We start from the raw sequence: 12,397 nt of genomic DNA, 5'->3' as shown, positions 1-12,397 counted from the left end.
TTGCTGCCTGATCCGCTCAGTCATCTGAGTCCCTCCACTGCGGGTGAGCCGGAGTCGATCGCGGAGGACGGCTGTGGCGTCGTGCCGCCCCCGAAGAAGCCCCGGCGGCGAAGCCGCGCCCATCGGCCGGCCGGCCCGCTCTCGCTGCCGCGGACCCGCGCGCCGCTGACCTCCGTTCCCGGATGCTGGGCCGCTTCCCGAGCGGCCTTCGGCAATGACCGTACGCCTTCCGGACGCGGGCGCGAAGGCCCGCGTTCGGCGCCCTGCCCGAGTGCGGAGACCACCGTCGGCAGGAGGGCTGCGGCGGCCGCCGCGTAGCCCTCGGCGGACGGGTGGAACCGGTCCCAGGCGAACATCCGGCTCGGCTCGGCGTCGAACCGGGGACCGAGCAGGTCACCGAGGGAGACCGTCCAGCCGCCCGCCGAGACGACGGCGACGGTCTGGGCGGCGGCGAGCTGCCGGCTCCACCGGCGGGCCAGCCATCGCAGCGGCGGCTGGATCGGCCGGATCGCCCCCAGGTCGGGGCAGGTGCCGACGACCACCTCGGCCCCGGCCGCACGCAACGCGCGGACCCCCTCGGCGAGATGGCGGATGGCCAGGGCGGGCGGCGTCCGGTTGGTCACGTCGTTGGCGCCGATCAGGATGACCGCGACGTCGGGGTCACACTCCAGGGCCGCCTCGACCTGGAAGCGCAGGCCCGCCGAGATGGTGCCGACCACGGCGAAACGGTGCAGCCGGACCGGCCGTCGCAGCCGCCGGGACAGGCCGGTGGCCAGCAGCGCGCCGGGCGTCTCGCGGCGGCGGTGCACGCCGTAGCCGGCGGCCGAGGAGTCGCCGAGCACCACCACGGTGACCGGCGGACCCGGGAACTTCGCACCGTAGACCCCGTCGCAGCGCGGTGGTGGCGCCTCGGCCATCGGGATCGTCCGTCGGGCCTGCCGGGCCTGGCCGAACAGCACTCCGGTGGTGGCCGCCGCGGCGGCCACCGTGGCACCCGTGCCGATCGCCGCGACGCGGGCCACCCGCCGCGCATGCTGCCAGCGCGGACGATCCGGGACGACGGAATCAACCACCCCCATGAAGCGACACTAACGCGCGGGTACGACGGCTCGCTGTCGTCGGCGACTCTGCGCAGGTGCCTGGAGAACGACCGATCTGGGTACTTGGCGCTGTGGCGTCGTGTGACGGATCGTGGAGGTTGCGCCGGGTCGTCACGCTGCACGATGGAGAGGAGCACGACGATGGCTAAGACGTTGAAGCGGGGTGCGGCATTCGTGGCCCTGGGCCGGGCGCTGACATCCGGTGCCCGGGGTGGCCCGTCGCTCGGCGCACGGATCGGGGCGCTGCCCAGGATGATCGCGGCCACCGCCCGTGGCCGGTACGACGGCGGCATGCGACTGGCCATGATGACGGCGGCCACGGCCTACATCGTCTCGCCGATCGACGCCGTACCGGAGATGTTCCTGACGGTGTTCGGGCTGATCGACGACGCGGTGATGGTGACCTGGTTGGCCGGCGCGGTGCTGGCCGAGACCGAGCGTTTCCTGGAGTGGGAGGCGCGGGGCGGCTCCGTGATCCCGGGGCACGTGGTGCCCTGACCCGACGTACCCTGGGCGCGGGAATCACGCGAGTCACCTGCCCGGCCTCCGGCGCCGGCGCCGGAGGAAAGGGCACAACGAGGTGCAGTACTACGACAACGTCGTCGAGATGATCGGCAACACCCCGCTGGTGCGGCTGCGTACCGTCGCCGAGGGCGTCGAGGCGACCGTGCTGGCCAAGGTGGAGTACCTCAACCCCGGCGGCTCGGTCAAGGACCGGATCGCGCTGCGGATGGTCGAGGACGCCGAGGCCGCCGGCATCCTCCGGCCCGGCGGCACCATCGTCGAGCCGACCAGCGGCAACACCGGTGTCGGGCTGGCCCTGGTGGCGCAGCTCAAGGGCTACCGGTGCGTGTTCGTCTGCCCGGACAAGGTCAGCCAGGACAAGCAGGACGTGCTGCGGGCGTACGGTGCCGAGGTGGTCGTCTGCCCGACCGCCGTCGCGCCCGAGGACCCGCGCTCCTACTACAACGTCTCCGACCGGCTGGCCCGGGAGATCCCCGGTGCCTGGAAGCCCAACCAGTACGCCAACCCGGCCAACCCTCGCTCGCACTACGAGACCACCGGGCCGGAGCTGTGGAAGCAGACCGAGGGCCGGATCACGCACTTCGTCGCGGGCGTGGGCACCGGCGGCACCATCTCCGGCATCGGGCGCTATCTGAAGGAGGCGTCCGACGGCAAGGTCAAGGTCATCGGTGCGGACCCGGAGGGCTCGGTCTACTCCGGCGGCACCGGCCGGCCGTACCTGGTCGAGGGGGTGGGTGAGGACTTCTGGCCGGAGACCTACGACCGAGGCGTGGCCGACGAGATCATCGAGGTGTCGGACAAGCAGTCCTTCGAGATGACCCGGCGGCTGGCCCGGGAGGAAGGACTGCTGGTCGGCGGCTCCTGCGGGATGGCGGCGGTGGCGGCGCTGGAGGTCGCCCGCGCCGCCGGGCCGGACGACGTCGTCGTGGTGCTGCTGCCGGACGGCGGTCGGGGCTACCTGTCCAAGATCTTCAACGACGCCTGGATGGCCCGCTACGGCTTCCTGGACAACTCCGGCTCGGAGCCGACGGTGGCGCAGGCGCTGGCCGCCAAGCCGGGCCAGCTGCCCGAACTGGTCCACGTACACCCCACCGAGACGGTCCGCGACGCGGTCGACTACATGCGCGAGTACGGCGTCTCGCAGCTTCCGGTACTCAAGGCCGAGCCGCCGGTGGTGACCGGCGAGGTGGCCGGCTCGATCGCCGAGAAGGACCTGCTGGACGCACTCTTCACCGGCCAGGCCCAGCTGCACGACACGATCGAGCGGCACATGGGGCCGGCGCTGCCGATGATCGGTGGTGGTCAGCCGGTCAGCGAGGCGGTGAATCTGCTGGAGAAGTCCGACGCCGCGCTGGTGCTGATTGACGGCAAGCCGAAGGGCGTCCTCACCCGCCAGGACCTGCTCGCCCACCTCGGCACCCGCTGAGGCGCACAAGAGTGACCGGTCACCGCCGGGGCGGCCAGGCAACGATCATCACGTTGCCTGGCCGCCCACCCGCTGGCCATCGAGACGACAGTCGACGGCCCTGCCCAGGGCCTGGCCCACCGGCTCGCGGCGGTCAGTCGGCCTGAGGCTGTTCGGCCTCGAACAATTCACCGTACTGCGCCGCGCCGCGTACCGAGTCCACCGCGAAGGTCACGTGGCCGACGGGCACCCTCCCGCTGACGGCCTCGGCCACCCGAGCCGCCGCCGTCAGCGGGAAACCGCCGCAGAGTTCGATCAGCGCGACCCCCTCGGCCAACAGGTCCGCCGCGACGGCAGGGGCCTTCGACGGGTCCGGCACGGGCGCGAGGTAGGTGCGTTGGCCGTCGCGGTCGAGCACGACCCGGTCGCCGACAGGGTCGCTACCCGGATGCTCGTAGATGTATGCCCAGGCAACCGTCATGAGAAGATTCCTCCTCGTCGATCAGGAGACGTCGAGCGAGGTCTGACCACAAGAGTTGATCTGGACTTGAGGTCAACCCGACGACGCAGGGCCCAGCTAGGCGAACAGCGGTCGATTCGCACGGTCGACCGCTGGCAGGGGCTGTTCCCTACAGGTCGCGGGCGTAGCGCAGCTGGGGGGTGCTGACGGGGCCGACGACCTCGTCCCGCTCGACGCCGGTCTGCTGCCAGCCACCGCGCTCGTAGAAGCGGCGGGCGTGGGTGTTGTCCCGCATCACCCAGAGCATCGCGCGCTGCCAGCCGCGCGCCCGCATGTCGTCCAGCGCGTCGACCATCAACGCGCGGCCGACGCCCTGACCACGCTCGGCCGGTTCCAGATGGATGGCGTGCAGCAGCCCGGCCGCCGGTTCGCCCTCGTCGTCCGGGCCGAGGTAGCTGAAGCCGGCCAGCCGGCCGTCCCGCTCGGCGACCGTCATCCGGTGGTCGGCCCGCTCGTACGGCCACCGCGCCGCCCAGTACTCGCCGAACGCCTCCGGGCTCGGGTCGGCCAACGCCTCCGGCGGCAGGAACGACGAGTACGCGGCGACCCGCGAACGCTGGTGGAGCCGGCCCACCACCATCAGATCGTCGACGGTTGCGGCACGCAACGTGACAGTCACCCAGTCGAGGGTACCCGGCGGGGCGGCACCTGAATCGTGGTCAGATCCTCGGCGATCACCAGGTCGCCGTCGAAGTGCCGGCGCGCCTCCTCGGCGAAGCGGTGCGGGTCGGCGTAGCGCTGGGAAAAGTGGGTCAGCACGAGTCGGCGTACCCCTGACTCGGCCGCCACCCGCGCGGCCTGGCCGGCGGTGAGGTGCCCGACCTCGGCGGCGAGTGCCGCCTCCGACTCCAGGAACGTCGCCTCGATCACCAGCAGGTCGGCGTGCTCGGCCAGCGCGTACACCCCGTCGCACAGGCCGGTGTCCATCACGAAGGCGAACCGCTGCCCGGGGCGGGGCACGCTCACCTCTTCCCGGGTGACGCGTCGCCCGTCCCGGTCGAGGTGGCCGACGCGCTGCAACTCGCCGACCGCCGGCCCGTCGACGCCGTACGCGGCCAGCTTCTCCGGCAGCATCCGGCAGCCGTCCGGCTCCACCAGCCGATAGCCGTACGTGTCGACGGGGTGCCGCAGTCGGCGGGCCTCCAGCGTGCCGCAGCGCAGCGCGATGCGCTGCCCGTCCGCCTCGATCGGCGTGACGGCCAGCTCGGCGGTCTCGTGGAAGGAACTGGCGTGCCGCAGCCGGGCGAAGTACTCGGCGCCCTCGGCGGGGAAGTGCACCGCCACCGCGCGCTGTACCCGGTCCAGGGAGAGTCGCTGGATGGTGCCGGGCAGGCCGAGGCAGTGGTCGCCGTGGAAGTGGGTGACGCAGATCCGGGTCAGGTCGGTCGCGGTGACCGTGGTGTGCAGCAGTTGCCGCTGGCTGCCCTCACCCGGGTCGAAGAGGATCACCTCGTCGTCCCAGCGGAGCACGTACCCGTTGTGGTTACGGGCCCGGGTGGGCACCTGGCTGGCCGTCCCCAGCACCACCAGCTCGCGCATCGACACGGCGACCTCCAGTGCTGACCCGGACAAAGGGCGACCCCCGGGGTTTCCGCGCGGACGCGGGCCGACTGGACTGGGTCGGCACCCCGGGGGTCGGGTGGCTTGTCGTGGATTCGCCGCACCGCTGCCACACGGTCTCGACGCTTCTTACTGCCCGCCTGCGGAACAGACGGTCACTGTCGAGGACAGCGGCTAGCGGACAGCCACCTCACGAGTCCGATTGCTATACAAGTCTGGACCACCTCCTTTCACGTGTACCGCCACGCTATCCAGCGGCGGCCGCACCGGCAACGGATTTCGATCACATCGATCGGGGCGGGCCCGTGCCGGCGTCCCGTTCAGTCCTGGGCGATGCCGATCGGGCCCTTGCGGGGGCCGTCCGCGCTGGCCGGCTGCACCGCCAGCGACGGGAAGTCGGCCAGGTCGCCCTCCGGCTCGGCGTCCCACTCGGGGAACACCAGGTCGCTCTGGAGATAGAGACAGAGCAACTGGGCCAGGTGGTGCAGCCCGTCCAGGTGGGTGCGCTCGTGGCCGTGGGTGGCGTCGACACCGAAACCGAGCAGGGCCACCCGGGCGTGCGCGCCCGCCTCGACCGCCGCCGCCACGTCCGAGCGGTAGTAGTCGAAGACGTCGCGGACCAGGTCGACGTCGTGTTCGAGGGCGATCGCCGCCAGGTTCCGGGTCAGGTGGTAGTCGAACGGCCCCACCCCGTCGCCCATCGCCAGCGTGGCGGCGTTCTCCCGGGACTGCTGCCCAGGGGCGACCACCGCCGCGTCCACCGAGACGATCTCGGCCACGTCCGGGTCGAGCCCGTGCGACGCGCCGTGGCCGATCTCCTCGGTCACGGTGACCAGCAGGTGCGCGGTGACGGCGGGCTTGACCCCCGCGTCGACCATCGCCTTCATCGCCGCCAGCACCGCCGCCACCCCGGCCTTGTCGTCCAGGTGCCGGGACTTGACGTAGCCGCTGGGCGTGACCGTCGGGTTGGGCAGGAACGCCACGAAGTCGCCCGCGTCGATGCCGAGCGCCCGCAGGCCGGCGATGTCGTCCACCGGCTCGTCGACGCGTACCTCGACCTGATCCCAGCCGATGCCCTGCTCGTCCACCGCCTCGTTGTAGCGGTGCCCGCTGGCCTTGAGTGGCAGCACCTGACCGGTGACCACCCGGTCCAGATCGTCGGTGAAGACCCGGACGTGGGCGCCCTCGGCGAACCGGGCGCTGTGCGTACCGATCGGCTTCAACTCCAGCCGGCCGTTCTCCTTCAGCCGCTTGACCATCCCGCCGATGGTGTCGGTGTGCACCACGATCGCCCGGTCCGCCCCGGTCTCCCGGGGGCCGGGCAGGCAGGCGCTGAGCGCGCCCCGGCGGGTCAGCGTCGACGGGATGCCGAGCGCCGACAGGCGCTCACCGACGTACTGCTGCACGTGGTCGGTGCGTCCCGACGGGCTCGGAATGTCCAACAGCTCGACCATCACCCGACGCAGGTAGTCGAGGTCGATGGGGAGCGGAGTGGTCTTGCGTACGGTCATGCCCCAGATGGTGCCGCACCGGCCGGCGTCCACAGCCGTTGCGGTGCCCGAGTCCCGGGGAAGAGCAGGTCCACAAAGCGTTCGGCGGTGGGTTGGGGCTCGTGGTTGGCCAACCCGGGCCGCTCGTTGGCCTCGATGAAGGCGTGCTCCGGCCGGTCCGGCGCGGGCACCAGCAGGTCGAGACCGGTGACCGGGATGTCCAGCGCCCGGGTGGCGGCCACGCACGCCTCCGCGATCACCGGGTGCAACTCGCCGGTGACGTCGTGGATGGTGCCCCCGGTGTGCAGGTTCGCGGTGCGCCGTACGGCCAGCACCTGCCCCTCGGGCAGCACGTCGTGCAGCGCGTACCCGGCCTCGGCGACCACGTCCCGGGTCATGTCGTCGAGCGGGATGCGGGACTCGCCACCGGTGGCGGCGGCCCGACGGCGGCTCTGCCGCTCGATCAGCTCGGTGATGTCGTGCACCCCGTCGCCGGTGATCGAGGCGGGGCGGCGTACGGCGGCGGCCACCACCTCGTGGTCGATCACGATGACGCGCAGGTCCTCACCGGTGCACAGCTCCTCCAGCAGCACCTCGGGACAGAACCGGGCGGCCAGTTCGACGGCGGCGGTCAGCGCCTCGCCGGTGCGTACGCCGACCGTGATGCCGTTGCCCTGTTCGCCCCGGGCCGGCTTGACCACCAGGTGGCCCACCTCGGCCAGGAACTCGGCGTCGGCGGCGTCACCGGTGGCGGTCCGCCCGCGCGGCGCCGACAGGCCGGCCTCGGTCAGGATCCGACGGGTGACCCGCTTGTCGTCGCAGCGGCTCATGGCCACCGCCGAGGTCAGCTCGGAGAGCGACTCCCGGGTGAGGATCGTCCGGCCGCCGCTGGTGAGCCGCAGCTCGCCCCAGGCCGCGTCGGTCACCTCCACCCGGATGCCCCGGCGCATCGCCTCGTCGGCGACGATCTTCGCGTACGGGTTGAGCTCGTCGTAGCCGGCCGGCATGGCCGGCAGGAACAGTCGCTCGTTGATCGGGTTCTTCCGCTTCACGCAGAGCGTGGCGGTGCGATAGAAGCCGAGTCGCTCGTAGAGGCGGACCGCCCCGGCGTTCTCGGCGAGCACGGAGAGGTCGACGTACGCGCGCCCCCGGGCCACCAGCCGGCCGGCCAGCTCGGTGATCAGCGCCTGGCCGGTGCCGGGTGGCGCCTGGTTGAAGTCGACCGTCAGACACCAGAGGCTGGCCCCGTTGTCCGGGTCGCCGAAGACCGCCACGTGGTCGACACCGGTGATGGTGCCGACGATCTCGCCGGTCACCGCCTCTGCCACCAGGTGCAGGAAACGGTCCGTGGCGGCGTTGTCGACCAGCACGTCGACCGGAGCGGTGACCATGCCGTTGGCCGCGTAGATCCGGTTGACCGCGTCCGCGTCGGCGGCGTCGCGCAGCCGGCGGATGCGTACCCCGGGCAGCTCGCCGCGCCCGTTCACGGCGGCCGGGGTGTCGGCGTTGCCGGCCTCCTCGGTCGTCCCGGCGGCGCGACGAGGACCCGGCCGGGCCCCGCCCAGCGGCAGCCGGAAGGTCAGCGACGGGTCGATGAACAACTCGTCGGGTAGCCGGGAGACCAGCACGTGCGGGTCCCGCAGATAGATGCAGATGTCCCGGGCGCCGGCCGCCTCGGAGCGCAGCACGTCGGCGACGGCGGCCTGGTCGGCGAAGGTCTGGCCGAAGACCAGCCGTCCCCACCCGCAGTCGAGGATGACGCCCTCGTCACCGCCGGCACGGTCGTCGTCGGTGACGTCGCCGCTGGTGTTCGCGGCGATCGGATCACCGCCCGGCCCGACCCGCTCGTACCGTCGTCCCGCGCCTCGACCTCGGTCGGTCCGGGCCACCCCGGTCGCCAGGGTGTCGGTCACGGTCAGTCGATTCCGTGGCTCTGGAGCCACATTTCCAGGAGTCCGAGTTGCCACAGCTTGTTTCCGTTCAACGGGGTCAGTTCGGCGTTGGGGGCGTCGAGCAGGGCGTTGACGTAATCGGTGCGGAACAGGTCGCGGCGGCGGGCCTCGGGCGCGGAGAGCGCGTCCCGTACCCGGTCGAGGAGCTTGCCCTCCAGGTGGGTGAGGCCCGGGACCGGGAAGTAGCCCTTCGGCCGGTCGATGACCTCGTGCGGTAGCACCCGGCGGCCGATCTCCTTGAGCACCCCCTTGCCGCCCTGAGCCAGCTTGAGCTCCGGCGGGCAGGCGGCGGCCAGTTCGACGAACTCGTGATCCAGGAAGGGCACGCGGGCCTCCAGCCCGTGCGCCATGGTCATGTTGTCGACCCGCTTGACCGGGTCGTCGGTGAGCATGATCTGCGTGTCGAGGCGCAGGCCGGCGTCGACGGCGGTCTGCGCGCCGGCCCGTGCCAGGTGCGCGGCGACGAACTCCCGCGCCGGGTCCGCGTCGGTGAGCCACTCCCGGTTGAGCACCTGGGCCAGGCCGCTCGCGTCGCGGTCGAAGAAGGCCCGGGCGTACGTATCGAGGGCCTGCCCGCGCTCGACGGCGGCCAGCGGCGGGTACCAGTGGTAGCCGCCCAGGATCTCGTCGGCGCCCTGACCGGACTGGACCACCTTGACGTGCCGGGAGACCTCCTGGCTGAGCAGGTAGAACGCGACACAGTCGTGGCTGACCATGGGTTCGCTCATGGCCGAGACGGCGGCCTCCAGCGGCGGCACCAGGTCCTGGGCGGCGACCCGGATCTGGTGGTGGTCGGTGTCGAAGGTCTTGGCGACCACGTCGGAGTAGCGGAACTCGTCGCCCTCCCGGCCGCCGACCGCGTCGAAGCCGATCGAGAAGGTGGAGAGCCCGCGCTGCCCCTCACCGGCGAGCAGCGCCACCACCAGGCTGGAGTCCAGGCCGCCGGAGAGCAGCACGCCCACCGGCACGTCGGCGACCATCCGCCGCCGGACGGCGGTGGTCAGCGACTCCAGCAGCGCGTCCTGCCAGTCCTTCTCCGACCAGCCGGAGTGCTCGCCCCGGCGTAGGAAGGACGGGTCCCAGTAGACGCGCTCGTGGGTGGCGCCGTCGGGCTCGTAGACGCGGACGGTGGCCGGGGGCAGCTTGGTGACGCCGCGCAGGATGGTGCGCGGCGGCGGCACGATGCTGTGGAAGCTGAGGTAGTGGGCGAGCGCGACCGGGTCGATGGTGGTGTCCACGCCGCCGCCGGCCAGCAGGGCGGGCAGGGTGCTGGCGAAGCGCACCACGCCGGGCGACTCGGCCAGGTAGAGCGGCTTGATGCCGAGCCGGTCCCGGGCGAGCACCAGGCGACCGCTGTCCCGCTCGCTGATCGCCACGGCGAACATGCCGATCAGGTGGTCGACGAAGTCGAGCCCCCACTCGGCGTACGCCTTGATCACGACCTCGCTGTCGCCGCTGGAGAAGAAGTGGTGGCCCTTGGCCGCCAACTCGGCGCGCAGCTCGCGGTAGTTGTAGATGCAGCCGTTGAAGACGCCGGTCAGGCCGGCGGCCGAGTCGACGATGGGTTGGCCGCTGGCGGCCGACAAGTCGATGATCTTCAAGCGGCGATGGCCGAGGGCGACCGGCCCTTGAGCCCACACGCCACCACCGTCAGGCCCCCGGTCGCACATCGTGGCGGCCATTCGCTCCACCGTCCCGATGTCGGCACGCGACGCGTCCCGTCGGAACTCCCCAGCCAGTCCGCACATGCCAGCCCATGCTGCCAGAGGATGTTGCGATTCGCCTGTTGAGACCATGACGGTCGTGTAACAGGATTGCTAGAATCCGCGCCCGCGCGGCCGACCGGTCGACATCTCCCGACCGAGGTGGGCGGCCAGTGCCCCCTGTCCGACCGGTTGTCACCCGTGCCCATCCGCGCGACTGTGACGAGCACCGCAATGTGGACCATCGCGGTGCGCGGCGCTGTGCGTGCCGGCCCGTCCGGTGGGCGAGCCGGCACGCGAGAAGGGTCAGCCGGCGGTACGCGCGACGCCGACCGGGCAGCTCAGCCCGTTCGGGCCGTGGTTGCAGTAGCCGTTCGGGTTCTTGGTCGGTGCGAGGTATTGCTGGTGGTAGTCCTCAGCAAGGAAATAGTCACCCAACCGGTCGATCTCCGTGGTGATCTCGCCCTTGCCCGCGTGGGCCACGATCGGCGCGAACGCCTCCCGGGACGCCTCGGCCATGGCGAGCTGCTCGTCGGTCGTGACGTAGATCGTCGAGCGGTACTGCGTGCCGACGTCGTTGCCCTGACGCATGCCCTGGGTCGGGTCGTGGTTCTCCCAGAAGACCTTGAGCAGGTCCTCGTAGCTGATCGTCGCGGGGTCGTGGACGACCTGGACTACCTCGGCGTGCCCCGTCCCACCGGAGCAGACCTCCTCGTAGGTCGGATTCGGGGTGTAACCACCCGCGTAGCCGACGGAGGTGGTGTAGACGCCCGGCAGGGTCCAGAACAACCGCTCGGCACCCCAGAAACAGCCCATACCGAACACCGCGACCTGCGAGCCCTCGGGGAACTGCCCCTTCAGCGGGGTCCCGAGCACCTCGTGCCGGTCGGCGACCGGCATCGCGATCGCGCGGCCGGGCAGTGCCCGGTCGGGGGAGATCATCTCGGCCTTCATGCGGCGGAGGAACACGGTGGAACTCCTTTCGTACCTTCCCCGCGTGCAACACCGGCGGACCTCACTTCCTTACCCGCACCACCCGGGGTCAGGCCCCGTCCGGCACGGCGCGCCGCACACGCTCGGCGTACGCGGTCGCCTCGGCGTCGTCGGCGTAGCGGGTACGCGGCCAGAAGAAGCCCCGTAGGCCGTCGCCCTTGGTCCGGGGCGCCACGTGGGTGTGCAGGTGCGGCACCGACTGGGACACCTTGTTGTTCATCGCCACGAACGTGCCACCCGCGCCCAGCCCGGACTCCACCGCGACGGTGAGCCGCCGGACCAGCCCGAAGTAGCCGGCCAGCGACTCCGGCGGCAGGTCGGCGAGGGTGACCAGGTGGGTACGGGGCACCACCAGCACGTGCCCCTTGAACACCGGCCGGGTGTCCAGGAACGCCACGCCGTCGAAGGTGTCGACCACCCGGAACGCCGGCACCTCGCCCGCGACGATCCCGCAGAACACGCATCCCGCCATCGGCTCAGGTTATGCCCGGCGGCGAAGCTCTGCCTGCCGTGCCACCCGCAGCATCAGCCTGCTGGCCCGCCAGCAGCATCAGGTGGATCGAGGTAGGTATCCCACTCGTCCTCAATAACGCCGATCGGGCCGGTTTCCCCGTTCGCCAACCGGGACCGAGTATCCGCCTCCCAGGCAATCGCCCACCCGCACAGCGCCTTTACGTCGTCCTCGCTGAGCCCGTAGGACATGAACGTCTCGTCATCGAGTTCGCGAACGCCGCCAAGCCGGTCGGCCAACTCCTCCATGGAGAAAGCAACGGTGTGCCGCGCCCCCAAGGACTCGAGTTCATGCCAGTTCAGTCGGCCGTTGGCGGCGCGGATGTCGATGTAGTCCCGGTGGGCTGCGCGGTCGTGCAGTGCGCGCACCTTGAGCCCGACCGCGTCCTCGAAGGCGAGGACAGGACCGATGGTGAGTTGCGCGGGTGGCCCGATCGCCTCCTTCAGAAGATCGACCTCGCACGCTGTCGCTTCTGCGGACACCACAAGTCGAGCCATGCGCGGGGTGGCCTCGATTATGCGAGCGGTGAAGCCGGCAGTGACGTAGGCGTCTGCGAGCCGCTCGGCCACCGTCGACAGCGACATGTCGGTCGCGGTTGCGAAGTCGATGTCGCGTGGTAACTGGATAGGTGCTGGAAC

General features: G+C 71.4%; 12 protein-coding genes. 2 read left to right on the top strand and 10 right to left on the bottom strand.

From position 1 onward, the window contains the following. Positions 1 to 20 precede the first annotated feature (20 nt). On the bottom strand, positions 21 to 1,079 hold the full coding sequence (locus ID554_RS08270) for an SGNH/GDSL hydrolase family protein (RefSeq protein ID WP_117231060.1): 1,059 nt from the start codon (positions 1,077 to 1,079) through the stop codon (positions 21 to 23). Positions 1,080 to 1,241: 162 nt separating this feature from the next. Here ID554_RS08270 and ID554_RS08265 point away from each other — a divergent pair, with 162 nt between their 5' ends. Then, positions 1,242 to 1,598: a YkvA family protein gene (locus ID554_RS08265; protein ID WP_117231061.1), complete on the top strand. Its 357-nt coding sequence runs from the start codon at positions 1,242 to 1,244 to the stop codon at positions 1,596 to 1,598. 82 nt (positions 1,599 to 1,680) lie between these two features. After that, entirely contained in the window at positions 1,681 to 3,051 is a 1,371-nt protein-coding gene (locus ID554_RS08260) for a cystathionine beta-synthase (protein ID WP_117231062.1), read from the top strand. Between the two features lie 133 nt (positions 3,052 to 3,184). Here the strand turns inward: ID554_RS08260 and ID554_RS08255 are convergent, their stop codons facing one another. The 9 genes from ID554_RS08255 to ID554_RS08215 all read right to left on the bottom strand — a co-directional run bounded on the left by ID554_RS08255 (position 3,185) and on the right by ID554_RS08215 (position 12,343). Then, positions 3,185 to 3,511: a DUF6506 family protein gene (locus ID554_RS08255; RefSeq protein ID WP_117231063.1), complete on the bottom strand. Its 327-nt coding sequence runs from the start codon at positions 3,509 to 3,511 to the stop codon at positions 3,185 to 3,187. Between the two features lie 148 nt (positions 3,512 to 3,659). Next, on the bottom strand, positions 3,660 to 4,169 hold the full coding sequence (locus ID554_RS08250) for a GNAT family N-acetyltransferase (protein ID WP_117231064.1): 510 nt from the start codon (positions 4,167 to 4,169) through the stop codon (positions 3,660 to 3,662). Further along, positions 4,166 to 5,095, bottom strand: coding sequence for a ribonuclease Z (locus ID554_RS08245; RefSeq protein ID WP_117231071.1), 930 nt, complete (start codon positions 5,093 to 5,095; stop codon positions 4,166 to 4,168). Before ID554_RS08245 ends, ID554_RS08250 begins: the two co-directional genes overlap by 4 nt. Positions 5,096 to 5,430: 335 nt before the next feature. Continuing rightward, complete coding sequence (locus tag ID554_RS08240; RefSeq protein WP_117231072.1) at positions 5,431 to 6,621, bottom strand: osmoprotectant NAGGN system M42 family peptidase; 1,191 nt, start codon at positions 6,619 to 6,621, stop codon at positions 5,431 to 5,433. Further along, positions 6,618 to 8,513, bottom strand: coding sequence for an N-acetylglutaminylglutamine synthetase (gene ngg, locus ID554_RS08235; RefSeq protein ID WP_117231065.1), 1,896 nt, complete (start codon positions 8,511 to 8,513; stop codon positions 6,618 to 6,620). Before ngg ends, ID554_RS08240 begins: the two co-directional genes overlap by 4 nt. A gap of 2 nt (positions 8,514 to 8,515) precedes the next feature. Next, positions 8,516 to 10,300 (bottom strand): N-acetylglutaminylglutamine amidotransferase, encoded by a 1,785-nt coding sequence (locus ID554_RS08230; protein WP_117231066.1) that lies wholly within the window; start codon positions 10,298 to 10,300, stop codon positions 8,516 to 8,518. 261 nt (positions 10,301 to 10,561) lie between these two features. Continuing rightward, positions 10,562 to 11,224, bottom strand: coding sequence for a peptide-methionine (S)-S-oxide reductase MsrA (gene msrA, locus ID554_RS08225; RefSeq protein WP_117231067.1), 663 nt, complete (start codon positions 11,222 to 11,224; stop codon positions 10,562 to 10,564). A gap of 73 nt (positions 11,225 to 11,297) precedes the next feature. Further along, positions 11,298 to 11,720: an HIT family protein gene (locus ID554_RS08220; RefSeq protein WP_117231068.1), complete on the bottom strand. Its 423-nt coding sequence runs from the start codon at positions 11,718 to 11,720 to the stop codon at positions 11,298 to 11,300. 53 nt (positions 11,721 to 11,773) lie between these two features. Beyond that, positions 11,774 to 12,343, bottom strand: a complete 570-nt coding sequence (locus tag ID554_RS08215) for a nucleotidyl transferase AbiEii/AbiGii toxin family protein (RefSeq protein WP_117231069.1) — start codon at positions 12,341 to 12,343, stop codon at positions 11,774 to 11,776. Between the last annotated feature and the right edge of the window lie 54 nt (positions 12,344 to 12,397).

This window comes from Micromonospora craniellae (genome assembly GCF_014764405.1).
Classification (GTDB): Bacteria; Actinomycetota; Actinomycetes; order Mycobacteriales; family Micromonosporaceae; genus Micromonospora; species Micromonospora craniellae.
This window is presented reverse-complemented; position numbering and strand designations above follow the sequence as displayed.

Coding starts and splice junctions, on each gene's coding strand:
- ID554_RS08265 (WP_117231061.1), top strand. CDS start 1,242: ATGGCTAAGACGTTGAAGCGGGGTGCGGCATTCGTGGCCCTGGGCCGG.
- ID554_RS08220 (WP_117231068.1), bottom strand. CDS start 11,720: ATGGCGGGATGCGTGTTCTGCGGGATCGTCGCGGGCGAGGTGCCGGCG.
- ID554_RS08240 (WP_117231072.1), bottom strand. CDS start 6,621: ATGACCGTACGCAAGACCACTCCGCTCCCCATCGACCTCGACTACCTG.
- ID554_RS08255 (WP_117231063.1), bottom strand. CDS start 3,511: ATGACGGTTGCCTGGGCATACATCTACGAGCATCCGGGTAGCGACCCT.
- ID554_RS08270 (WP_117231060.1), bottom strand. CDS start 1,079: ATGGGGGTGGTTGATTCCGTCGTCCCGGATCGTCCGCGCTGGCAGCAT.
- ID554_RS08215 (WP_117231069.1), bottom strand. CDS start 12,343: ATGTCGCTGTCGACGGTGGCCGAGCGGCTCGCAGACGCCTACGTCACT.
- ID554_RS08230 (WP_117231066.1), bottom strand. CDS start 10,300: ATGTGCGGACTGGCTGGGGAGTTCCGACGGGACGCGTCGCGTGCCGAC.